General features: G+C 73.4%; 21 protein-coding genes and 1 pseudogene. 10 read left to right on the forward strand and 12 right to left on the reverse strand.

Features of this window, described 5'->3' with window-relative positions:
* Positions 1-27: 27 nt before the first annotated feature.
* A pseudogene (locus ACFU0Y_RS08125) lies at positions 28-72 on the forward strand (hypothetical protein); the annotation flags it as partial.
* Between the two features lie 57 nt (positions 73-129).
* On the opposite strand, the gene ACFU0Y_RS08130 reads toward ACFU0Y_RS08125, so the two are convergent.
* The 4 genes from ACFU0Y_RS08130 to ACFU0Y_RS08145 are packed head-to-tail and all read right to left on the reverse strand — an operon-like array spanning position 130 to position 5,182.
* Positions 130-1,950 carry an ABC transporter permease subunit gene (locus ACFU0Y_RS08130; RefSeq protein ID WP_380213968.1) on the reverse strand — a complete coding sequence of 607 codons (1,821 nt, stop codon included), beginning with the start codon at positions 1,948-1,950 and terminating at the stop codon, positions 130-132.
* A complete protein-coding gene (locus ACFU0Y_RS08135) occupies positions 1,947-3,518 on the reverse strand; it encodes an ABC transporter substrate-binding protein (RefSeq protein ID WP_380213969.1) in 1,572 nt (523 codons plus the stop codon). Before ACFU0Y_RS08135 ends, ACFU0Y_RS08130 begins: the two co-directional genes overlap by 4 nt.
* 60 nt (positions 3,519-3,578) lie before the next feature.
* Positions 3,579-4,355, reverse strand: coding sequence for an ABC transporter ATP-binding protein (locus ACFU0Y_RS08140; protein ID WP_380213970.1), 777 nt, complete (start codon positions 4,353-4,355; stop codon positions 3,579-3,581).
* A complete protein-coding gene (locus ACFU0Y_RS08145; protein ID WP_380213971.1) occupies positions 4,352-5,182 on the reverse strand; it encodes an ATP-binding cassette domain-containing protein in 831 nt (276 codons plus the stop codon). The genes ACFU0Y_RS08140 and ACFU0Y_RS08145 overlap by 4 nt, the downstream gene beginning before the upstream one ends.
* Positions 5,183-5,399: 217 nt before the next feature.
* Between ACFU0Y_RS08145 and ACFU0Y_RS08150 the strand changes: the two genes are divergently transcribed.
* Both ACFU0Y_RS08150 and ACFU0Y_RS08155 read left to right on the forward strand, forming a co-directional pair.
* Complete coding sequence (locus ACFU0Y_RS08150; protein ID WP_380213972.1) at positions 5,400-6,779, forward strand: hypothetical protein; 1,380 nt, start codon at positions 5,400-5,402, stop codon at positions 6,777-6,779.
* 97 nt (positions 6,780-6,876) lie between these two features.
* Entirely contained in the window at positions 6,877-7,314 is a 438-nt protein-coding gene (locus ACFU0Y_RS08155; RefSeq protein ID WP_380213973.1) for a hypothetical protein, read from the forward strand.
* 47 nt (positions 7,315-7,361) lie between these two features.
* Here ACFU0Y_RS08155 and ACFU0Y_RS08160 read toward each other — a convergent pair whose 3' ends face one another.
* The 3 genes from ACFU0Y_RS08160 to ACFU0Y_RS08170 all read right to left on the reverse strand — a co-directional run bounded on the left by ACFU0Y_RS08160 (position 7,362) and on the right by ACFU0Y_RS08170 (position 9,237).
* Positions 7,362-7,667 carry an ArsR/SmtB family transcription factor gene (locus ACFU0Y_RS08160; protein ID WP_380213974.1) on the reverse strand — a complete coding sequence of 102 codons (306 nt, stop codon included), beginning with the start codon at positions 7,665-7,667 and terminating at the stop codon, positions 7,362-7,364.
* Between the two features lie 95 nt (positions 7,668-7,762).
* On the reverse strand, positions 7,763-7,918 hold the full coding sequence (locus tag ACFU0Y_RS08165; protein ID WP_380213975.1) for a zinc transporter permease: 156 nt from the start codon (positions 7,916-7,918) through the stop codon (positions 7,763-7,765).
* Between the two features lie 143 nt (positions 7,919-8,061).
* Entirely contained in the window at positions 8,062-9,237 is a 1,176-nt protein-coding gene (locus ACFU0Y_RS08170) for an MFS transporter (RefSeq protein ID WP_380213976.1), read from the reverse strand.
* Between the two features lie 89 nt (positions 9,238-9,326).
* On the opposite strand from ACFU0Y_RS08170, the gene ACFU0Y_RS08175 reads away from it, so the two are divergent.
* Positions 9,327-9,908 carry a TetR/AcrR family transcriptional regulator gene (locus tag ACFU0Y_RS08175; RefSeq protein WP_380213977.1) on the forward strand — a complete coding sequence of 194 codons (582 nt, stop codon included), beginning with the start codon at positions 9,327-9,329 and terminating at the stop codon, positions 9,906-9,908.
* A gap of 16 nt (positions 9,909-9,924) precedes the next feature.
* Here the strand turns inward: ACFU0Y_RS08175 and ACFU0Y_RS08180 are convergent, their stop codons facing one another.
* Entirely contained in the window at positions 9,925-10,572 is a 648-nt protein-coding gene (locus ACFU0Y_RS08180; protein WP_380213978.1) for a YitT family protein, read from the reverse strand.
* A 96-nt stretch (positions 10,573-10,668) separates the two neighbouring features.
* Here ACFU0Y_RS08180 and ACFU0Y_RS08185 point away from each other — a divergent pair, with 96 nt between their 5' ends.
* Positions 10,669-11,382, forward strand: a complete 714-nt coding sequence (locus ACFU0Y_RS08185; RefSeq protein WP_380213979.1) for a sulfite exporter TauE/SafE family protein — start codon at positions 10,669-10,671, stop codon at positions 11,380-11,382.
* A gap of 74 nt (positions 11,383-11,456) precedes the next feature.
* Here the strand turns inward: ACFU0Y_RS08185 and ACFU0Y_RS08190 are convergent, their stop codons facing one another.
* On the reverse strand, positions 11,457-11,909 hold the full coding sequence (locus ACFU0Y_RS08190; RefSeq protein ID WP_380213980.1) for an Lrp/AsnC family transcriptional regulator: 453 nt from the start codon (positions 11,907-11,909) through the stop codon (positions 11,457-11,459).
* Between the two features lie 123 nt (positions 11,910-12,032).
* Between ACFU0Y_RS08190 and ACFU0Y_RS08195 the strand changes: the two genes are divergently transcribed.
* The 5 genes from ACFU0Y_RS08195 to ACFU0Y_RS08215 all read left to right on the forward strand — a co-directional run bounded on the left by ACFU0Y_RS08195 (position 12,033) and on the right by ACFU0Y_RS08215 (position 18,434).
* Positions 12,033-13,463, forward strand: coding sequence for a DUF6421 family protein (locus tag ACFU0Y_RS08195; protein ID WP_380213981.1), 1,431 nt, complete (start codon positions 12,033-12,035; stop codon positions 13,461-13,463).
* Positions 13,464-13,466: 3 nt separating this feature from the next.
* Complete coding sequence (locus ACFU0Y_RS08200; RefSeq protein ID WP_380213982.1) at positions 13,467-14,138, forward strand: SDR family NAD(P)-dependent oxidoreductase; 672 nt, start codon at positions 13,467-13,469, stop codon at positions 14,136-14,138.
* Between the two features lie 8 nt (positions 14,139-14,146).
* Positions 14,147-15,220: a threonine aldolase family protein gene (locus ACFU0Y_RS08205; protein ID WP_380213983.1), complete on the forward strand. Its 1,074-nt coding sequence runs from the start codon at positions 14,147-14,149 to the stop codon at positions 15,218-15,220.
* Positions 15,221-15,436: 216 nt separating this feature from the next.
* Positions 15,437-16,855, forward strand: a complete 1,419-nt coding sequence (locus ACFU0Y_RS08210; RefSeq protein WP_380213984.1) for an NAD-dependent succinate-semialdehyde dehydrogenase — start codon at positions 15,437-15,439, stop codon at positions 16,853-16,855.
* A gap of 76 nt (positions 16,856-16,931) precedes the next feature.
* Positions 16,932-18,434 (forward strand): amino acid permease, encoded by a 1,503-nt coding sequence (locus ACFU0Y_RS08215; RefSeq protein ID WP_380213985.1) that lies wholly within the window; start codon positions 16,932-16,934, stop codon positions 18,432-18,434.
* 63 nt (positions 18,435-18,497) lie between these two features.
* Here the strand turns inward: ACFU0Y_RS08215 and ACFU0Y_RS08220 are convergent, their stop codons facing one another.
* From ACFU0Y_RS08220 to ACFU0Y_RS08230, 3 genes are all read right to left on the reverse strand, one after another.
* Positions 18,498-19,034 carry a ferritin gene (locus ACFU0Y_RS08220; protein ID WP_380213986.1) on the reverse strand — a complete coding sequence of 179 codons (537 nt, stop codon included), beginning with the start codon at positions 19,032-19,034 and terminating at the stop codon, positions 18,498-18,500.
* Between the two features lie 253 nt (positions 19,035-19,287).
* The gene (locus ACFU0Y_RS08225; protein ID WP_380213988.1) at positions 19,288-20,127 is read right to left on the reverse strand and encodes a sucrase ferredoxin; all 840 of its coding nucleotides are present in this window, start codon (positions 20,125-20,127) and stop codon (positions 19,288-19,290) included.
* 67 nt (positions 20,128-20,194) lie between these two features.
* Positions 20,195-21,359, reverse strand: a 1,165-nt coding sequence (locus ACFU0Y_RS08230) for a cupin domain-containing protein (RefSeq protein ID WP_380213987.1), incomplete at its 5' end; no start/stop codon positions are given.

Raw genomic sequence — 21,359 nt, forward strand, 5'->3', positions numbered from 1 at the left:
CTGCTCATCCACGGGCACACCGATGTGGTGCCGGCCAACGCCGAGGACTGGACGCACCATCCGTTCTCCGGGGAGATCGCCGACGGCTGTGTGTGGGGGCGCGGCGCGGTCGACATGAAGGACATGCGCTCAGCCGCGGGCCGACCCCACCGGCACGGCGGCCCCCACCGGCACCTGACCGGGATCCGGGACGGGGACCGTGGCGGCGGTTCCCACCCCGCCACGGGTCGCCCGTCTCGCGACGTCGGCGCTGGAGAGGGAGACCGCCAGCACGGAGGCGAGCACCAGGGCGCCCGCGGGGCCGAGCACGGTCCACGGGGCGCGCTCGACGTAGCCGATGCCCTCGGCCAGCAGCAGCCCCCACTCCGGGGCCGGCGGCTGCTGCCCCAGGCCCAGGAAGCCCAGGCCCGCGATGGCCAGGGCGGTGCCGGGCAGGCGCAGAATGGCGTGCCGGGCCACCTCCGGGAGCAGGGTGGGCAGGACGGTCCCGGCCAGGACGCGGGCCGGTCCCACACCGAGCAGGGGCAGCACCCGGACGTAGGGCCGGGCCGAGATCTCGGCGACGAGGGCGGCGGTGTGGGCGGCCAGCGGCGCCCAGCTCACCAGGGTCACGGCGAGGGCGGCCCCGGCCGCGGAGGGGCCGGCCACCGCCACGACGAGGATGCCGGCGATGATCGGCGGTGCCGCGTTCGTGACCTCGACCGGCCCGGTCGACCACACCCCGGTCACCCCGATCACGAGACCGATGACCAGGCAGGCGGCGACCACGACCAGGGCGAGGCCCAGGGTGTCCAGGGCGCCGTGGCCCACGCGCGCCAGCACGTCGCGCCCGGACGCGTCGGCCCCCAGCGGCAGCGCCCAGGAGGGCGCTTCGAGCCGCCCGTGGGCGGAGGCGTAGGGGTCCCGGAGCAGCCCGGCGACGATCAGCCCCAGCAGCAGGGTCCCCGAGACGGCCGGCACCGTCCACCAGGACCGGCGAGGACCCGAGGGCGACCCGGGGACGGGCAGGTCCCCGGAGCGGCCGGCCGGCCCCAGCAGCGCCCGGCGGGCGAGGGCGGCCAGGGCGCCGCACAGCGCGGCGAGCACGAGCAGGAGCAGCACCCCGGCCTGCAGGGCGGGGATGTCCTGGGACGCGGCGGCCCCGAGCAGGGTCCGGCCCAGGCCGGGGATCGCGAAGACCTCCTCGACCGGCACCGCCCCTCCGGTGAGCCCGACGACGACGAGGGCGATCTGCCCGATCACCCCGGGCAGGGCCCGGTGCAGCGCCGCGAGCGCGATCCGGGGCCGGGAGTGCCCGGCCACGGCCCACGTGTGCACCCAGCGCTCGGTGAAGGCGCCGGCCAGCGCGGTGGAGAGCAGCCGGCCGATCAGCCCGCCCCCGGGCAGGCCGAGCGCCAGGGCCGGCAGCACCACGTGCTCAGGGCCACGCCACCCGTAGGGCGGCAGCCAGCCCGCCCAGACGGCCACGACGATCAGCAGCACGGCCGCCAGCAGGAACTCCGGCAGCGCGGTCAGGGCGGCGGCCGCCGCCCCGGCCCCGCGGGCGGGGCGCCCCGCGAGCCCGGCCCGGACGGTGGGCACGCAGATCAGGGCGGCCACGAGCAGGGCGACGGCCAGGGCCGCGCCCATCAGGGTCAGGGACACCCCCATGGCCTCGAGGACCCCGGGCAGGACCGGGCGCCCGCTGATCCAGGACGTGCCGAAGTCCCCGGTGAGCACCCCGGAGCCCCAGTCGGCGAACACGGCGAGCGGTCCGCCGTCCAGGCCCAGCTCGGTCCGGATCTGGGCGAGCAGCTCCGGGGTGGCCGGCCGGTCCGCGTAGCGGGCGCGCAGCACCGTGTACTCCGGGCTGTTGCCCGAGAGCCACGGCAGGGCACCGATCAGCACGACGACGGCGGCGAAGGCCGCGGCGCGGGAGATCAGGGCCGCCGCCCCTCCCCGTCCCCTCACTCGGCGACGGTGGTCTCGGCGGTGATGAGCTCGCGCTCGCGCGGATCGCGGACCGCGCCCTCCACACCGTTCTGCTCGCCCTGGATGACGCGCTCGTGCAGCATCGGGATCGCCGCGTCCTCGGCCAGGATCGCCGCTTCGGCGGCCATGATCGCCTCCTGTCGCTCCTCGCCGGGTGCGGCCTGCTCCGCGGCGGTCAGGGCGTCGTCGACGGCCCCGGAGCAGAACTGCGAGAGGTTGAACGAGCCCGCGCAGCCGAAGTCGCTGACCATGTAGGCCACCGGGTCGCCCGAGTCGAGCACCGTGGCCCGGGAGAGGATGAAGGCGTCGAAGTCGCCGTCCAGGGCGTCGGCCTCGATGTACTGGTACTCGCGCACCTCCAGCTCGACCTCGAAGCCGGCGGCCTCGAGCTGCTGCTGGAGCTGGACGGCGACCTCGGGCAGCTCGGCCCGGTCGGTGAACGTGCCGATGGTGATCTTCTGCCCGGCCGGGTCCCCGGCCTCGGCGCGGTCGGCGAGCAGCTCGCGGTAGGCGTCGGTGTCCCGGCCCTCCGCGGCGTAGGGGATCGCCGGTCCGAGCAGCCCGGCGGCCACGTCGGCCCGGCCCTCGTAGACCCCGTCCACCACGGTCTGCGGGTCGAGGGCCTCGCGGGCGGCGGCGCGCAGGGCGGGGTCGGCGAAGGGCCCGTCCTCGGTGTTGAGGTAGAGGGTGTTGGTGCGCGGCATCGGCACCTCCTCCAGGAGGTCCTCCTCCACCTGGGCGGCCTGGCCCACGGGCACGGCCTCGACGACGTCCGCCTCGCCGGTGCGCAGCGCGGCGGCCCGGGCGGTGCCGTCGGGCACGAAGGACACGTCGATGCCGGCCGCGGCCGCGGCGCCGTCCCAGTGGTCGTCGTAGCGCTCGAGGGTGGCCCCGGAGGTGCCGTCCACGGCGGTGAGCTCGAAGGGCCCGGTGCCGTGACCCACCGGGGTGACGGTGTCCCCCTCGTAGGCCGCCGGGGCCAGGACCGACAGCTGCGGGCTGGACAGCCGCTGCGGCACGAGCGGATCGGTCTCGGCGGTGGTGACCCGCACCGTGTCGCCCTCGGCCGCCACGGTCATCTCCACCCCGTCGAGGATCCGCGGGGCCGGCTCGGCCTCCACCGCCCGGGACAGGGAGGCGGCGGCGTTCTCCGCGGTGAGCTCGGTGCCGTCGTGGAAGGTGACGCCCTCGCGGACGGTGAAGGACCAGGTGGTGTCGTCGAGCTGCTCCCACTCGGTGGCCAGCATCGGCTGCGCCTCCCCGGCCTCGTCCAGTCGGACCAGGGTCTCGGCGGTGGACCAGCGGGAGAGCTTGAAGGCGTCGTCGCTCAGCGGGGACAGCCCCGAGCGCGGCGGCTGCAGCATGGCCAGCTCGATCCGGGCGTCGGTCGAGCCGGCGTCCCCGGCGTCCCCGGCGCCTCCGGCGGAGGAGGTGCCGGAGCCCGCGGAGAAGCAGCCGGTGAGCAGCAGCAGGCTGACGGCGGCGAGGCCGAGGCCGGTGCGGCGGGCACGGCGGGGAGCAACGGCGGCGGAGGAGTGAGGGGGCATCAGAGGGCCCTTTCGTCGTGATGGGTGGAGGGGTCGGCGGAGATCTCAGGGGTGCGGGGCTCAGACGGACAGGCGGGGGACGGCGTCCACCAGCTCCCGCGTCGTCGGGTGGTGCGGCGTCTCGAGGAGCCGGCCGGCGGGTCCTTCCTCCACCACCTGCCCGTGGTCGAGCACCAGCGCGCGCTCGCACAGGGAACGGACCGCGGTGAGGTCGTGGGAGATGAACAGCAGTCCCAGACCTCCCCGGACGTGGAGGTCCTCCAGCAGCTCCAGCACCTGGTGGCGCAGCGGCAGGTCGAGCCCGCTGACGGCCTCGTCGGCCAGGAGGATCCGCGGGCCGGTCACCAGGGCCCGGGCGATCGCCACGCGCTGGGCCTGGCCGCCCGAGAGCTCGTGGGCGTGCCGGGCCAGGTGCTCCGCACCCAGTCCGACCTGCTCCAGGGCGTCCCGGACCAGGCGCCGGTGGTCGCCGGGGACGCGGAAGCGCCGCAGCGGTTCCCGCAGCTGGCGTTCGACGCTGCGCCGCGGATCCAGGCTGGACGCCGGGTCCTGCGGGACGTACTGCACGGCCTGCCGGGCTCGCCGGATCTGCTGCCGGCCGGTCAGGGGGGCGCCGTCGAAGCGGACCTCGCCCTCATCCGGGCGCTCCAGGCCCAGCAGCAGGGAGAGCAGCGTGGACTTCCCCGACCCCGAGGGGCCCACCACCCCCAGGGACTCGCCCTCGCGCACCTCGACGTCGACGCCGCGCACCGCCGTCACGGTGCTGGAGCGGGTCCGGTAGGCCCTGGTGAGCCCGGTGCCGCGCAGCGTGGTGGTGGAGCCTGCCGACCGGCTCACGACGCCACGCCCAGCGGCGCCGCGCCCGGCAGCGCCGCACCTGGCGGGGCGGCTGCGGACCGGAGACCGGCACGGGCTGCGGCGACCAGGGACACGGTGAACGCCGCCTGAGGCGACCGGACCACCTGCTGCACAGGACCGGCCTCGACGACCCGGCCCCGCTCCAGGACGACGACGGTGTCGCACAGGTCGGCGGCCACCGCCAGATCATGGGTGATGAACAGCAGAGCGCTGCGCTCGGGTCCCGTGCAGCGGCGCAGGGCCTCGACGACATGGCGCTGGCTGATCATGTCCAGGGCCGTGGTCGGCTCGTCGGCCACCAGCAGGTCCGGGGACGCGGCCATCGCCAGGGCCAGGCACACCCGCTGCCGCTGCCCGCCCGACAGCTGGGAGGGGTGGGCCCGCAGGACCCGCTCCGGGTCCTCGAAGCCGACCTCGCGCAGCAGGTCCTCGATCACCTGGGCGGCGGCCGCCGCGCTGATCCGGCGTCGGCGGGCCACGGCGGGCAGGAGCTGCCGGTCCAGGCGCACCACGGGGTTCAGCGCGGCCTGGGAGTCCTGGAAGACCGCCGCCATTCCCGGGCGGCGTCCTGGTGCCTGGCGCCAGGGCAGCTCACGGCCGGCCACTCGCAGGGCGCCACGGACGTCGAACTGCGGTCCGAGCAGTCCCAGCAGGGCGAGCGCCGTCAGGGACTTCCCCGACCCCGAGGCTCCGAGCAGGGCCACCCGCTGTCCGGGCTGCACCCGGAAGGCCACCCCGTGCAGCAGCGGCCGTCCGGCCACGGAGACACCGAGATCCCCCACCTCCAAGCGGGCTGTACCGCGCACGGTCTCTCCTCGTGTAGAACTCGACAACACCGTCAATACTAATGACTATCATTCTCAATCAGCAAAACGGGTGCGCTCTTCGCCCCGTCCGGCGGCGCCACCAGGGTCGAGATGCACCCTCGGCATCAGGGGTCGTCGGCCACGGGGAACGACGGAGCGAGACGGAGCACTGCACTTCTCCTTGAGAATGTTTCTCATTATCATCTATGGTGCTGGCATGCACACGTCTTCCCGCACCTTGACCCTGTCCGGACTCGTCGTCGCCGCCCTGGCCATGTCCGCCTGCTCCACCGGAGCGGCCGACACCGAGTCCGTGGCCCAGAACTCCCCGGCCGCCCCGGCGTCCACCGCGGCCTCGGGCTCGCCCTCCGCGTCCGGAACCACCGCGGAACGCCAGGAGGTCGGCTCCCTGACCCCCCGGGTGGTGCTGAGCTACGACGGCGGCCTGATGACGGTGGACGCCGAATCCGGCGAGGTGATCCAGAACACCGAGCACGAGGGGTTCCTGCGGCTGAACAACGCCGGGGACGGCCGGCACGTGCTGGTCAGCGACAGCGACGTCTTCCGCCTCTTCGACACCGGCCTGATCGACCAGACCCACGGCGACCACTCCCACTACTACGAGCAGGCCCCCGCCCTGGCCGACACCGCCCTGGACGCCCCGGAGGCCGCCCACGTGGTGGTGCACGAGGGCAGGACCGCACTGTTCGCCGACGGCACCGGAGCCATCCAGATCATGGACTCCGCAGCGTTCTCCGACGGCGTCGTGGAGGACGACGAGGTCGAGGAGCACGCCACCGAGGCCCCCCACCACGGGGTGGCCGTGCCGTTGACGGACGGGAACCTGCTGCTGACCCAGGGCACCGAGGACAGCCGCGACACCGTGCAGGTCGTCACCCCGGAGGGCGAGGTCGTGGCCGAGACCACCGACTGCCCCGGGGTCCACGGGGAGGCCGCGGCCGCCCCGACCGGGCAGGGCGACGTCGTGACCCTGGGCTGCGAGAACGGCCCGGTGATCTACCGCGACGGCGCCTTCCACAAGGTCGCCGTGGAGGAGGACTACCAGCGCTCGGGCAACCAGTTCGGCTCCCACGGCTCCCCGATCGTGCTGGCCGACTACAAGACCGACCCCGACGCCGAGCAGGAACGCCCCACCCGGATCGGACTGATCGACACCCGCACCGACTCCATCAGCACCGTGGACCTCGGCTCGGCCTACTGGTTCCGCTCCCTGGCCCGCGGGCCCGAGGGGGAGGCCCTGGTGCTGACCTACGACGGGCAGCTGAACATCCTCGACGCCGACACCGGTGAGATCCTGCACGAGGTCGACGTCGTCGGGGCCTGGCAGGAGCCCGAGGAGTGGCAGGAGCCGGGTCCGGCCGTGAAGGTCGCCGGGGACCGCGCCTACGTCACCGACGCCGCGGCCCAGCAGCTGCACCTGGTCGACATCGCCGCCGGCACCGTGGTGGACAGCTTCGACCTGCCCGAGACCCCCATCGAGATCGCCGTGGTCGACGGCGACCCGGAGGCCCCCGCCGAGGCCGGGCACGAGGGGCACGACCACGCGGACGGCGAGCACGAGGGCCACGACCACTGAGTCGCCCCATCCCCGACAGGGTGCCCGTCAGGCGCTGCGCGGTGACGGGCACCCCTTCGCACCACCACCAGCCGCCACGGCACCGAGAGGACCTCCCATGAAGCGCCGGACATCCCGCCCCCGGAAGCCGACGGACACCGGACCGTCAGCAGAGGCCAGCGGCCCGGTGCTGGCCTGGTGCAGCGGATCCCGCTGCGCCGCCCTGCACCGGCTCAACGACGGCGAGGACCACCAGCAGCAGATCGCCTCGACGATCCGCACCACCCGCGGGGCCGTGCTCATCACCTCCCCCTGCCTGGGACGGTGCGAGCTGGCCAGCATCGCGGCCGTGGCCCGCCGCGACGGCCCCAGCAACCGGATCGGACCCCTGGCGTGGTTCAGCGGCCTGGAGGACCACCATCGGTTCCGAGCCCTGCAGGAGTGGCTGCGCGCCGGTGGCCCGCAGCAGATCCTCCAGCCCGACCGCATCCTGCCGCCGGTTCTCCGGGACGCCACCTGCGGCACCACCCCACCGCCGAGGATCCACCGCGACTGAGCCCGCCCCGGGCCGTCAGCACCCCGACCGCCACGTCGGGCCGGCGGCTACGCCCGGGGGTGCTGCGCCTCTCCCGCGTGCGCGAGGGCGTCCCCGACGATGTGGGAGACGTGGGTGTCGTCCAGTGCGTACACGGCTTCCCGCCCGTGGCGGGTCAGGGCCACCAGCCCGGTCTCGCGCAGGATGCGCAGGTGCTGGGACACCAGGGGCTGGGACAGCCCGGAGAGCTCCACCAGGCGGGAGACGGTTGCCGGCCCCTCCTCCAAGAGGCTCAACAGCTGCAGCCGGGCCGGGGTGGCCAGGGCCCTGAACAGGCGGGCGGCCGCCTCGAGCTCAGCACGCTCGGCGCGCATCACGTCCTCCGATCCGGTGGAAGAAGGTGTTGGAAGAAGAACGAGAAGCCCCTGCGCGGGGCAGAGGCTTCTCGAGACTGGCGTGATCGAGCGACTCAGTGCTCGTCGTAGTGGTCGTCGTGCAGCGCGTGCTTGTGACCGTCGTGGACGTAGTCCACGTGGTCGTCGTGCTGCACGGTCTCGTGCCCGCAGCCCTCGCCGTGGGCGTGGTCCGCCACGGTGTGCTCGGCCTGCTTGTCGTGATCGGCCATGGCCGTCTCCTCAGTGGTCTCGGTGCGCTCTGGAGAGCCTGCTCCATCATTACAGCAGAAATATAAACGTATCGCAATATGTTGATGCGAGTCGTTCTCACCCTGGTCGGAGTGCGCCCACACGGCGTGCCAGCTGCAGTGGGTCAGGTCCGCGCTTCCCCTGCTTCCGCGGGGCTCGGCGTCGCCCTGGAGGACGGCGCCTCCGGCTGGGGACGCAGGGACGGCAGCACGGCGAGGAACCCGATGACGCCGGCGACGGTGAAGGCCAGGGCCGGGACGGCGGGGTCGAACAGGAAACCCAGCAGGACCGAACCGGCCGCCTGGCCGACGGCGAGGGCGATGAACAGTGCGGCGGTGCCCTCGGACGCGCGACCGGGCACCACTCGCGCGGCCCAGATGATGAGGACACCGCACAGTGCGGTGTAGCCGGCCCCGAACAGCGCCACGGAGGGGTACGCGGCGAGGCGTGCGCTCGGCGCCGCACCCAGGAGGACGGTCGCGCCGGCCATGGCCCCCGTGGTCAGGATCCACGCGGTCCGCAGGCTCCAGGCCTGGACGATCCTTCCGGCGGCGGCGCCCAGCACCCCGAAGGCCCCCAGGACCATCCAGGCCGCGATGGAATAGGTTTCCTCGCCCGTGCGGGACGCCGCCATGGCCGTGCGACCGAAGGTCCAGACCGCGGAGCTCGAGGCGCCGGCCAGCGCGGCCGCGCTGAGGGGCGAGGCCAGTGGCACCAGGTCACGGGCCCGCACCGGCACGGGCCGCTCCGCAGCCTGGGCCCGGTGCGCGGACCGGTCGGCCCGGAGGACGGCCACGGTGGCCAGGAGCACCAGGACCGCGATCGCCGCCCAGCCCAGGCGCCACTGGGCGATCGTGAGGAGCATGAGGAGGCCCGCGACCACGATGCCCGCTCCGGTCCCGGCGTTGACGACGGTCTGGGCGTTCTCCTGGCGTGCGGGGTGGACGTTGCGCTCGATGAGCGTGACCAGACCCGGGGTGGCGAACCCGGCACCGGCGCCGGCCAGCACCACGCTTGCCGCGAGGACCACCGCGGTGGGCGAGACCGCCACCCCGGCCGAGCCCAGGGCCGCCGTCGCCCCCGCCCACAGGACGACCTGCCGCGGGCGGGCGGCCATCCGGGAGGCGAGCACCGCGGCGAGGCAGAACGAGAGGAAGCTGCCGGCCTGGATGAGCCCGGAGACAGCCGAGCCCAGCTGGAAGGTCTCCGTGAACCGGGGCAGGAAGAGCCCGTAGCCGAAGCGCGCCAACCCGTAGGTCGCCGCGATCAACGCCATGCCGCTGACCACCAGAGCTCGCATCGGCCCTCCTCCATCGCCTCGCTGACCAGAACGCTCGTTACGTTACACCAAAACGTTCGTTCTGGAACAGAGGTCGATACAGTGGTGGGGTGACCACCGTTCCGCGACTCAGTGCCCGCGCCCGGCTGCTGCAGGCGGCCGACCGCGTGCTGTTCGACCGCGGCATCCGGGCCACGCCGGTCGACGTGCTGCTGCGCGAGGCGGAGGTCTCGGCGGCCACCCTGTACACGCACTTCGGCAGCAAGGACGCCCTGGTGGCCGAGTCGCTGCGGGTCCGGCTGGCGGACTGGCGGGCGGTCTGGGACCAGCACGTGGTCGAGGCCGCCGATGACACGGCGCGGCTGCTGGCGGTGTTCGACGCCCTGGCCTCCTACCGCCGCGGCCAGGAGCACCCGGCGCGCTGGTGCGCCTTCCTGGCCGCCGCCACCGAGCTCCCCGACGCCGCGGACGAGATCAGCGACGTGCTGGCCGCCGACACCGCGCTGCTCGAGGAACGCCTCCTGCACCTCTCCCGCCCCCTCGCCGGGGCGCGCGCCCAGGACCTGGCCGACGAGGTCCTCCTGGCCTACGGCGGCACCCTGGCCGCGTTCCTCCGCGGCACCCCGCGCTCACCCATCGACGTCGGCCGGCGCCTGGCCCACGCCGCGGCTCGGACGTACCGCCGCGACTGACCCGGGGACCGCGCCGTCAGCGCTGCAACCGGACGCTGAACCGGGGCAGCAGGATCTGGACCAGCGGTCCGATGGCCAGCGCGTAGAGCACCGTGCCGAGGCCCACCGTGCCGCCGAGCACCCACCCGGCGAGCACCACGGTCACCTCGATCGAAGTGCGCACCACGCGCACCGTTCCCCCGGTCCGCCGCACCAGACCGGTCATCAGCCCGTCGCGGGGGCCGGCCCCCAGGTGCACCCCGATGTAGGCGGCGGTCGCCACGCCGTTGAGGAGCACGCCCGCGAGCACGAGCAGCACGCGCAGCGGCATCGACTCGACCGGCGGCAGCAGCGCCAGGGTCGCGTCGAGCACCAGCCCGACCACCACCGCGTTGCTGAGGGTGCCGAGACCGGGCCGCTCGCGCAGCGGGATCCACAGGAGCAGCAGCAGCACGCTGACCACGATGACCACCGTGCCGATGCTCACCCCGAACTGCCGGGACAGCCCCTGGTGCAGCACGTCCCACGGGGTGACGCCGAGCTCCGCGCGCACGAGCATCCCCAGCGTGATGCCGTAGAGCACCAGTCCGGCGTAGAGCTGCACGAGCCGTCGGGGGAGTCTGCGCGAGTCCGGCCGGTCGATCGAGCGGGCCAGGGCGCGCGGACTCCAGTTCATGCGGTTCATCTTCGCACTGCCGAGACGATCCCGGCGCCGAGGCCCTGGGTGCCGGCGGAGGTGGAACAATGCCCTCATTCCTGTTCCACGGCCGGAAGGGTCCCCGTGACCGGCATCGAGATCGCCGTCGTCGCGCTCGTGGTGAGCGTGGCCTCCTGCCTCCAGGGCGCGATCGGCTTCGGCCTGGGCCTGCTCGCCGCCCCCGTGATCGCCCTGTTCGACCCCACCCTGCTGCCCGGCTCCATCGTCCTGGTGGCCGCCGGGCTCACCGTGCTCGGCGTGCTGCGGGACCGCGCCGCCGTGGACGTGAAGGACGCGGGCTGGGCCGTGCTGGGGCAGGTCCCCGGCACGGTGGCGGGAGCCCTGCTGGTGGCCGCCCTGCCCGCCCGGACGCTGGCCCTCGTGCTGGCCGGCACGGTGCTGCTCGCCGTGCTGCTCAGCGTGTGCGGGTGGCAGCCGCGGCCGCGGCCCACGACCGTCGCCGTCGCCGGGGCGGCCTCCGGCCTCCTGGGAACGGCCACGTCCATCGGCGGGCCGCCCATGGCGCTCGTGTGGCACGGGTCCTCCCGCGCCCGGATGCGCGGCACCATGAGCGCGTTCTTCCTGTTCGGCACGCTGCTGTCCCTCACGGCGCTGACCGCGGTGGGATCGATCGACCGCCGGACCCTGCTCTTCGCCGCGGTGCTCCTGCCGGCCATGGCCCTCGGCTTCGCGGCGTCCAATGCGGTCAACACCCGGATCAACCGGCGCGTGGTCCGGCGGGTGGGTCTCGGCGCCTCCACGCTGGGGGCCGTGCTCGTCCTGCTGCAGGCGCTCTGAGCGGGAGCCGGCGCCACCGAGTGATCGCACTCCGCCGCCACAGGACCGCCTCGCACGCGACGCGTCCGCCGGGCTCAGTCCTCGGCGGGAAGCATCGGCCGGTGCTCGTAGAAGGTCTGCAGCACCACGGTGGTGCGGGTGCTGACGGAGGCCACCTGACGCACCTCGTTGACGAGCGCCTCGAGCGCCTTCGGCGAGGCCACCCGGACGAACAGCATGTAGGAGGATTCCCCGGCCACCGAGTGGCAGGCCTCGATCGCCGTGATCGACTGCAGGAGCTCGGGGGCGTTGTCGGGCTGGCGGGGATCGAGGGGCGTGATCTCGATGAAAGCCGCGAGCGGCTTGCCGATGGCCTCGGGGTCGAGGATCGCCTGGTACCCGGTGATCACCCCGCTGCTCTCCAGCTTGCGCAGGCGCGCCTGCACGGCCGAGACCGAGAGGCCGACCCGCTCGGACAGCTGGGCGAGGGTGGCGCGCGGGTCGTGGGACACCTCGGTGGCCAGTCGCACATCCATGGGGTCGTCCATGCGCCGAACGCTACCAGTTGATCGCGCCGAGAGGGTTGACAGCCCCGCGAGCACATGTGAATGTTCCTGTATGTGATCGCCATCACCGGAAAATTTCCGCTGATCTACGACAGGAGGGTTTCAATGTCCACGTCTCTGCAGGCGGTGCAGGCCATCATCGGCGAACCTGAGGTCGTGGAGGATGCCCGCACCGTGGAGTCGAGCCCGGCCTGGCTCCGGCTCCGGTCGGCGGCCACCGCCCTGCAGGTCCTGCAGGTCAAGGACGGGTCGATCCCCGAGCTCGCTGACCACCCGACGGCGCGCGAGCACGTCGAGGTGATCGTGGACTCGATCGCCGAGCTCGCCCCGCTGTTCCCGCACGACGCGGCGTACCTGGCGGCCCTGCCCCGCGACTTCGCCCGCTGGGCGGACGGCGGCTTCGGGGAGCCGGACTTCCTGGACTCCCTCGTCGAGTTCCAGCCGCAGCAGCACCGCGTGGACGGCATCCGGCACCTCGTCGTGTTCCCCATGCACACCCAGAACGGGTCGGCGAACCGGCACGTCGAGGCCCTGATCGTCGAGGCGATCTGGCCGGAGTTCATCGCCGAGCTCGAGGCCGGGCACTACGGCAACACGCTGTTCGTGTCCCTGCGGCTGATCGACTTCACCCCGGGCTACGACTCCAACTCCGCGGTCCTGTTCCCCGAGACGGTCGCCGTGCGGGAGGTCCCGACGTTCACCTGGGGCGCCATCTTCCAGGACCGTGAGGCGGCACGCTACCGCCGCGTGGTCACCGCGGCCGCCGGCATCACCAAGCTGGACCTGCCCGAGGACGCCGCGGCCCTGCTCGCCGATCAGGATCTCGCCGAGAAGACCTTCGTGATGTGGGACATCATCCACGACCGCACGCACATGCGCGGCGACCTGCCGTTCGACCCGTTCATGATCAAGCAGCGGATGCCGTTCTTCCTGTACTCCCTGGAGGAGCTGCGCTGCGATCTGACGGCGTTCCGGGAGTCGGTGACGATCGAGCGTGCGCTCACGGCGCGCAGGGCCGCCGGTGAAGAACTCACCGAGATCGAGGAGCAGACCTGTCGGCACGGGAAGCTCGTGCAGTACGCGGTGATCTTCGACCGGATCTTCCGTTTCGCGATCACCGGGTCGCGGGTGCGCAACTACGACGGGCTGGGCGGGCAGCTGCTGTTCGCCTGGCTCCACCGGAAGCACGTCCTGCAGTGGCGTGACGTCGAGCTCAGCTTCGACTGGGACCGGGTCGCCGACGCGGTCGTCGAGCTCGGCGAGGCGATCGACCAGCTGTACTGGGAGTCGATCGACCGGCCGAAGACGGTCCACTGGATGAAGGCGTACGAGCTCATCGCCTCCGTGGTCCCCCCGAACCCCGCCTCGGTGTGGGCGGAGGGGCTCCCCCGTGAGGTGCTGGCCGGGCCGCCGCGAGGCTACACGGACCTGGTGCTGGACGACGAGTTCCCGCTGTCGATGTTCTTCGAGGCGCTCGACAAGAAGATGAAGAGCGTCATCGCGTCGACGACCGGCATCCGCGCCACGGACGCCTGAGCGATGACGGACCTGACCGGACGCACCGTCCTGATCGCGGGCGCCACCAGTGCGTCCGGTCTGGCGGCGGCGCGTGCCCTGACCACTGCCGGGGCCCGCGTCGTCGCCACGGGACGCCACGCGGAGAAGCTCGCTCCCCTCGCAGCGCTGGGGGCGCACCCGGAGACGGTGGACCTCGCCGACGAGCACGCCGTGCTCGACCTCGTCCGCCGGGTGCACGACCGCGGATGGTCGATCGACGGGCTCCTCCACCTCGTCGGCGGATGGCGCGGCGGCGGTGGGCTCGCCGGGCAGACGGAGGAGGACTACCGCGTGCTGGAGACCTCCTTCACCGCGCTGCGCCACCTGAGCCGCGCCGTCGACGACGACCTCCGGTCCTCGCCGGCGGGCCGGCTGGCCATCGTGTCCTCGACCGCGGTGAACCGCCCGCTGGCGGGCGGCGCCAACTACGCCGCGGTGAAGGCCGCGAGCGAGGCGTGGACGCGGGCGGTGGCGCAGGGATATGCGAAGGCCGCCCGCGAGGCCGGCGAGCCGCTGCGCGCTGCGGCCGTGATCTTCCGGGTGAAGGCCCTGGCCGGCCTCGAGGACCGGCTCGCGACCGCCTACGCCGGGCTCTGGGACGCCGAGGCCCCGGAACTGAACGACTCGACGATCGAACTCCAGGAGAAAGGATGAGGCACCACATGAAGAGGTCCCACGACGCCGAGCTGAGGGGATTCGCCTCGGACAACTACTCCGGGGTCCACCCGGAGGTGCTGGACGCCCTGGTCGAGGCCAACGGCGGTCACCAGATCGCCTACGGCGAGGACGAGTACACGGCCCGGCTGCAGGACGTGATCGTGCAGCACTTCGGCGAGGGCGCCTCGGTGTGGCCGATGTTCAACGGCACGGGCGCCAACGTCGTCGGCCTCCAGTCGATGCTCCCGCGCTGGGGTGCGGTGATCTGCGCGGACAGCGCGCACATCCACGTCGACGAGGGCGGCGCGCCCGAGAAGTCCGCCGGCATCAAGCTCCTTCCCGTCCCCACGGCCGACGGGAAGCTCACGCCCGAGCTGATGGCGGCGGAGGCCTGGGGCTGGGGGGACGAGCACCGCGCCCAGCCGCTCGTCGTCTACCTCACCCAGTCCACCGAGCTCGGCACCCTGTACACCCCGGACGAGATCCGGGCCATCACGGACTACGCGCACGCCCACGGCATGTCCGTCTACCTGGACGGGGCCCGGCTCTCGAACGCGGCGGCCGCCCTGGGGCTGCCCCTGCGCGCCTTCACCACCGACGTCGGCGTCGACGTGCTCGCCTTCGGCGGCACCAAGAACGGGGCCCTCGGCGCCGAGGCCCTGGTGGTCCTGAACGAGGCCGCGTCCCAGGGCCTGGTGTACCTGCGGAAGAACCAGATGCAGCTGGCCTCGAAGATGCGGTTCGTCTCGGCCCAGCTGCTCGCGCTCCTGGACGGGGATCTGTACCTGCGCACCGCGGGCCACGCGAACGCGATGGCCCGGCGCCTCCGCGATGGCATCGAGGCGGGCATCGCCGACGGGTCGATGCCGGGCGTCGCCTTCACGCAGGAGACCCACGTGAACGCCGTCTTCGCCACGCTGCCCGCCGGCCTCGCGGACCGCCTGCGTCAGCGGTTCCGGTTCTACGACTGGGACGCCGCCCAGGGCGAGGTCCGCTGGGTGTGCAGCTTCGACACCACCGAGGAGGACGTCGACGCCTTCGTGGCGGCCCTCCGCGCGGAGCTCGTGCCGGTCGGCTGACCCCGGCGGGCGCCCGCCCGCTCCTCGACACCGTGCCCGCGGGGGCAGGCTCCTGCCCCCGCCGGCCGAGCACACCCTCGTCCACCCGGCGAGCCTGCGCGCCCGCTGCCCGCACTCGCCCCTGCTCCGTGCCAGGAGCCTCCCACCCGTGCCCGCGCCCACCCCTGCGCGCGCCCGCCTTTGCCCGCGCCCATCCCTGCCCGAAGGAGATCCACCGTGACTGCCACCTCCGCCCTGCGCGCCCGCGCCGGCGCCGACCGGCCCGCCTACCGCAGCATCGACCCCGCCACCGGCCGGGTCCTGGCCGAGTTCCCGACCGCCGCCGGCGCCGAGGTCGAGGAGGCGCTGGCCGCCGCCGACACCGCGTTCCGCACCTGGCGGGCCCGTCCGATCGAGGAACGGGCCGCCGTGGCCGCCCGGGTCGGCGAGCTGTTCGCCGAGCGCGCCGAGGAGCTGGCCGTCATCGCCACCCAGGAGATGGGCAAGCCGATCACCGAGGCCCGGGAAGAGGCGCAGTTCTGCGCCGAGATCTTCGCCTACTTCGCCGCCCAGGGCCCGACCCTGGCCGCCGACCAGCCGATCACCGCCTCCGGCGGCGGCCGGGCGGTGATCCAGAAGCGGCCCGTGGGGGTGCTGCTGGGGATCATGCCGTGGAACTACCCCTACTACCAGGTGGCCCGCTTCGCCGCCCCCAACCTGGTGCTGGGCAACACGATCGTGCTCAAGCACGCCGAGTCCTGCCCGCGGGCGGCGAGGGCCCTCCAGCAGCTGATGGACGAGGCCGGGGTGCCCGCCGGGGTGTACACCAACCTCTTCGCCTCCCACGCCCAGATCGCCGCGATCATCGCCGACCCCCGGGTCCAGGGGGTGTCGCTGACCGGGTCCGAACGGGCCGGGGCGGCCGTGGCGGAGATCGCCGGGCGGAACCTGAAGAAGGTCGTGCTGGAGCTGGGCGGCTCGGACCCCTACGTGGTGCTCGACACCGACGACGTCAAGGAGTCCGCCCGGGCGGCCTTCGCCACCCGGATGGGCAACACCGGCCAGGCCTGCAACTCCAACAAGCGGATGATCGTCACCGCGGACATCTACGACGAGTTCGTCGCCGAGCTGACCCGCCTGGCGGAGGCGCTGACCCCGGGCGATCCGGCCGAGGCCGTCCCCGGGACCTTCGCGCCGCTGTCCTCCCGGGCCGCGGCCGAGGGACTGGCCGTGCAGATCCGCGAGGCCGTGGAGGCCGGGGCGACTCTGCACGCCGGCGGGCGGCTGCTCGAGGGTCCGGGGGCGTATCTGGCCCCGGCCGTGCTCACCGGGATCACCCCGGGCATGGCCGCCCACCACCAGGAGCTCTTCGGGCCCGTGGCGGTGGTCTATCGGGCGGCCGACGACGACGAGGCCCTCGCCCTGGCCAACGACACCCCCTACGGGCTCGGCGGGGCGGTGTTCAGCACCGACCCCGACCGGGCCCGGCGGCTCGCCGAGTCCCTGGAGGCCGGGATGGCCGCCGTCAACGCCGCCGAGGCCGAGGGCGCGGGCATGCCCTTCGGCGGGGTCAAGCGCTCCGGCTACGGCCGCGAGCTGGGCCCGCTGGGCATGGACGAGTTCGTCAACAAGCGCCTGCTCTACATCAACGACTGACCCGGGCCGGGGCGGCCGGACACCGCCCCGGCCTCCCCCCGGCGTGCAGACCCGCCACCTCCGAGGAAAGGTTCCCGTGGACACCATCGCACCGCCCCAGACGACCACCCCGCCCGGACGGGGAGCACCGGCTCCCGCAGAGGTGCACGCACGGCTGCGCCGCAGTCTCAAGCCCCGCCACCTGACCATGATCGCGATGGGCGGGGCCATCGGCACCGGCCTGTTCGTGGCTTCGGGCAACACCATCGCCACCGCCGGCCCCGGCGGGGCCCTGCTGGCCTACGTGGTCATCGGCTTCATGGTCTTCCTGCTCATGCAGTCCCTGGGCGAGATGGCCACCTACCTGCCCGTCTCGGGCGCCTTCGAGGAGTACTCCACCCGCTTCGTCAGCCCCTCCTTCGGCTTCGCCATCGGCTGGAACTACTGGTACAACTGGGCGATCACCGTCGCCGCCGAGCTCGTCGCCGCCGCGCTGATCATGCGCTACTGGTTCCCGGACGTGCCCTCGTGGATCTGGTCGGCGCTGTTCCTCGCGATCCTCTTCGGCCTCAACGCCCTGTCCACCCGCGCCTACGGCGAGAGCGAGTTCTGGTTCTCCCTCATCAAGGTGGTCACCATCGTGATCTTCCTCGTCCTGGGCGTGCTCATGATCGTGGGCATCATCGGCGGCACCTCCCCCGGCTTCGAGAACTGGACCACCGGGGACGCCCCCTTCGTCGGGGGCGGGGCCGGGATCCTGGCGATCTTCATGGTGGCCGGCTTCTCCTTCCAGGGCACCGAGCTCGTCGGTGTGGCCGCCGGTGAGGCGGAGAACCCGGAGAAGAACGTGCCCAAGGCCATCCGCACCGTGTTCGTGCGCATCCTGCTGTTCTACGTCGGGGCCATCGCCATCGTGGGCTTCCTCATCCCCTACACCAGCCCCTTCCTGCTGGGCAGCGGGGTCGAGGACATCTCCATCTCCCCGTTCACCCTCGTGTTCGAGAACGCCGGGGTGCTGGCGGCGGCCTCGGTGATGAACGCGGTGATCCTCACCGCGATCCTCTCGGCCGGCAACTCCGGGCTCTACGCCTCCACCCGCATGCTCTGGGCGCTGGCCGACAGCGGCAAGGCCCCGAAGTTCCTGGCGAAGGTCAACCGCCGCGGCGTGCCGATGAACGCCCTGCTCGCCACGACCGCCGTGGGAGCCGCCTGCTTCCTCACCACCCTGATCGGCGACGGCGCGGCCTACGTGTGGCTGGTCAGCGCCTCCGGGCTGGCCGGGTTCATCGTGTGGATGGGCATCGCGTGGAGCCACTACCGCTTCCGCAAGGCCTACAGCGCCCAGGGCCACGACCTCGCCGACCTCCCGTACCGCGCGAAGTTCTTCCCGCTGGGCCCGATGATCGCCCTGGCTCTGTGCGCGGTGGTGATCCTCGGGCAGAACTACCAGGCCTTCATGGGGGACATCGACCTGCTCGCCGCCCTCTCGGCCTACATCGGCCTGCCGCTGTTCCTGGCCCTGTGGCTGGGCCACCGCCTGGTGACCGGCTCGAAGCTGGTCCGCTACGAGGACGCCGACCTTACCCGCGCCACCGACTGACCGCACCGCCCCCGGATCCCCGTCACCCGCCGCCCGGGGCAGGTGACGGGGACGGCTGCCGGGTCAGACGGATCCGCCCGCGGCGGCCGGGGCCCCCGAGTCATGGCCGTGCCCGCCGTCGCCGACGTGCTCCCGGGCCACGAAGTTCTCCAGGTCGAAGAGGTTCTCGGCCCGGGCCGCGACGTTCACCAGGGTGGTCATCGAAGCGACCTCCTCGACCTGCTCCTTCAGGAACCAGAGCATGAACTGCTCCCCCAGCGCGTCCCCCTCGGCCCGGGCGGCGGCGAACAGCGCCTTGATCTGCTCGGTGACCTCCTGCTCCTGGGACAGCGCCAGGGCCAGGGGCTCGCGGACGTCGGCGAAGTCGTTGCGCACCTCACCCACCCCGGGAATGGTCAGGGGCAGGTCGCGGTCCAGGATGTACTGCACGATCATCATGGCGTGGTTGCGCTCCTCCAGCGACTGCCGGTAGAAGTGCCGGGCCAGCTGCGGAAGGTCCTGGCTGTCGAACCAGACCGCCACGGCGATGTACTGGTGGGAGGCGGCGAACTCGTGGCCCACCTGGCGGGTGAGCAGCTCGTCGAAGGTCTCGGGGGCCATCAGGATCTCCTGACATCGGCGGGTCCCCGGGCGGACGACGTGCCGGCCGCGCCACCGGTGCGAGCCTGGGAGGGCCAGCGGGAACGGTCACCGGGGTTGGGAGTTCGAGCCTAGCGCGGTGGCACCGCCGGGTGAAGACCGGTCACCGGCGACGTCCCACGACACCGCGGCCCGCATCGCCCATCGCCCCCGGTCCACGATCCACGGCCCCGGCCCACGGCCCGAGTGCCATGCCCCTCGCTCGCCCCGTCCGTCAGACCGCACGGATCGCAGTGAGCTCGTAGACCTGGGCCGAGCTCGTGGCCGGTCCGTGGCAGGTCAGCTGATGCGGCGGGGCGGCGTGGGAGCGCAGTTCGACGTCGACGTCGCCCGGCCGGGGTGGGCGGCCGGTGAGACGGACCCGCCAGCGGTCGCCGTCGCGGACCGACTCGGTGACCGTCCAGTCGTGGCGGCCGGCCGGGCCGAAGCGTTCGAGCGCGGCCGCGACAGCGGCCTGCTGCGGTGGGAAGAGATCGGTGTACCCGCGCAGGTGCTCCGCGTGCACCCGGCCGGCGAGATGCTCCTCGATCGTGGTGACGGCGGACTCCGCGTCGAGTCCTCCGTAGTAGACGCCGTCCGGGGCCACGACGACGTTGGCGGCGAACCGGTCGCCACCCACGTGCGAGCACTCCCAGACCAGATCCGGCCAGCGCTCGCTCAGGGCACGTCCCACGGGCCGTCCGCGCACCGCACAGCAGGGATCGTGCTGACCGTGGGCGCAGACCAGGAGGACCGGTGGGTGGCCGGCTTCGCCGGGGGCGTCGAGGACCGTGGCGATTCCCGCGAGGTCCTCGTCGCGGTGCCACGTTCCCCATCGCTGCTGACAGGCGCCGGAGCTGTCCTGGCGCAGCACGGCCCACCGTCTGGGGCCCTCACGGTCGCGGCGGCCGTGTCGGCGGACCAGCAGCACTCGCGCCCGCGCCGCCTGTGCGGCGGAGAACACGAGGGCCTTGGCCTCGGGCTCCAGATCCAGGCCGTCGAAACCGTTGACGGGCCATGCGCCTCGGTGCTCGATGAGGACCCACACGACGCCGCGCGGCGCGGTGCCCGCCATCGGGTCGCCGCGCCCCCGGGCTGCGTCGGCGCACCAGAAGCGGCAGGAGGCATTCGCGGTGGCGGTGTCACTGGTCACAGGGAACAAGGACCCCCGCCCGCAGCAGTCGTTCGGCGAGCTCGAGGCCGAGCTCGCCGGCGGTGTGCACCTCGCCGTCGAGCAGGCACGCGACGGCGGGCAGATCGGTCTCCGGGAAGTCGAGCCACCCCACGCGCGTGCTCAGGCGCGGGCCCTCCAGCCGGGCCTCCAGCGCACCGCGCAGCCGCACTTGCGACCCGGGGTCCAGGTCCTGGACGGCGGCGAGCTGGGCCAGCGGCCCCAGCGGGGACGGGCGCCCCTGCCCTCGGCGGGTGCGGTGGAAGCGCGGGGTGGGATCGGCCGCGGCGAGCGCGGCGGCCAGGCGCTCGCGGACGGTGTCGAGCTCCTCGTCCGGTCCGTCGACGCCCAGGGGCAGGGACCGGCGCATCTCGGGGTCCTCGGTCAGCAGTGCCAGCGCCTCCTGGGCGAGCTGCTCGGCCAGACCGTGGCGGGTCCAGGTGTGGATCCCGAGCGTGAGGTGGATGGAGACCGCCCCCTGCGCCTGGGCCGCGTGCAGCCAGCCGCGCGGCAGGTAGAGGGCGTCGCCGGGTTCGAGCACCACGTCGAGATGGGCCTCGCCCTTCGCGGCCTCGGCCACGGCGGAGCGGCGGTCGGTCCAGGGCTGGTCCCGCAGCGGGTCCGGGTGCACCGGCTCGTGCAGCACCCAGCGCTTGGTCCCCTCGATCTGCAGGACGAAGACGTCGTGGACGTCGTAGTGGTCGTCGAACCCGCGGTTCTGCGGCGGGGTGACGTAGGCGTTGGCCTGCACCGGGTGCCCGAGCTCGCCGCTCAGGGCGGCGCTGAGGTCCGCGACCGGCTCCCAGGTGCGGTGCAGTGCCTGCAGCACCAGCGTGGCACCGTCGGCGAACCGGCGCCACAGGGCGGTGTCGTCGAGCTGGTCGGCGATCGTGGCGCCGACCCCGGCGGGGGATGTGAAGGACGAGTCGGGGAACGTCGACCCGTCCTTGGCGACGCGCAGGAAGGGCGTGCGCAGCCCGCGGCGCGAGATCAGTTCGTCGACGGCGTCGGCGGAGAACAGGTCGGAGAAGCCGCCCGCCCGGCGCGTGAGCAGCGGCGCCCGGCCCCAGACGTCGCGGGCGAACCGCTCCCGGCCGATGTCGATCAGACGGGTCTCCAGGACCCCGGCGCCACCG

This window comes from Kocuria sp. NPDC057446, assembly GCF_042802875.1.
GTDB lineage: Bacteria > Actinomycetota > Actinomycetes > Actinomycetales > Micrococcaceae > Kocuria.

Bases quoted from the DNA above. Each gene is read 5' to 3' on its own strand.
- ACFU0Y_RS08160 (WP_380213974.1), bottom strand. From the start codon at position 7,667: ATGCGCGCCGAGCGTGCTGAGCTCGAGGCGGCCGCCCGCCTGTTCAGG.
- ACFU0Y_RS08165 (WP_380213975.1), bottom strand. From the start codon at position 7,918: ATGGCCGATCACGACAAGCAGGCCGAGCACACCGTGGCGGACCACGCC.
- ACFU0Y_RS08150 (WP_380213972.1), top strand. From the start codon at position 5,400: ATGCACACGTCTTCCCGCACCTTGACCCTGTCCGGACTCGTCGTCGCC.
- ACFU0Y_RS08195 (WP_380213981.1), top strand. From the start codon at position 12,033: ATGTCCACGTCTCTGCAGGCGGTGCAGGCCATCATCGGCGAACCTGAG.
- ACFU0Y_RS08220 (WP_380213986.1), bottom strand. From the start codon at position 19,034: ATGGCCCCCGAGACCTTCGACGAGCTGCTCACCCGCCAGGTGGGCCAC.
- ACFU0Y_RS08200 (WP_380213982.1), top strand. From the start codon at position 13,467: ATGACGGACCTGACCGGACGCACCGTCCTGATCGCGGGCGCCACCAGT.
- ACFU0Y_RS08155 (WP_380213973.1), top strand. From the start codon at position 6,877: ATGAAGCGCCGGACATCCCGCCCCCGGAAGCCGACGGACACCGGACCG.
- ACFU0Y_RS08205 (WP_380213983.1), top strand. From the start codon at position 14,147: ATGAAGAGGTCCCACGACGCCGAGCTGAGGGGATTCGCCTCGGACAAC.
- ACFU0Y_RS08225 (WP_380213988.1), bottom strand. From the start codon at position 20,127: ATGGCGGGCACCGCGCCGCGCGGCGTCGTGTGGGTCCTCATCGAGCAC.
- ACFU0Y_RS08180 (WP_380213978.1), bottom strand. From the start codon at position 10,572: ATGAACCGCATGAACTGGAGTCCGCGCGCCCTGGCCCGCTCGATCGAC.
- ACFU0Y_RS08170 (WP_380213976.1), bottom strand. From the start codon at position 9,237: ATGCGAGCTCTGGTGGTCAGCGGCATGGCGTTGATCGCGGCGACCTAC.
- ACFU0Y_RS08135 (WP_380213969.1), bottom strand. From the start codon at position 3,518: ATGCCCCCTCACTCCTCCGCCGCCGTTGCTCCCCGCCGTGCCCGCCGC.
- ACFU0Y_RS08190 (WP_380213980.1), bottom strand. From the start codon at position 11,909: ATGGACGACCCCATGGATGTGCGACTGGCCACCGAGGTGTCCCACGAC.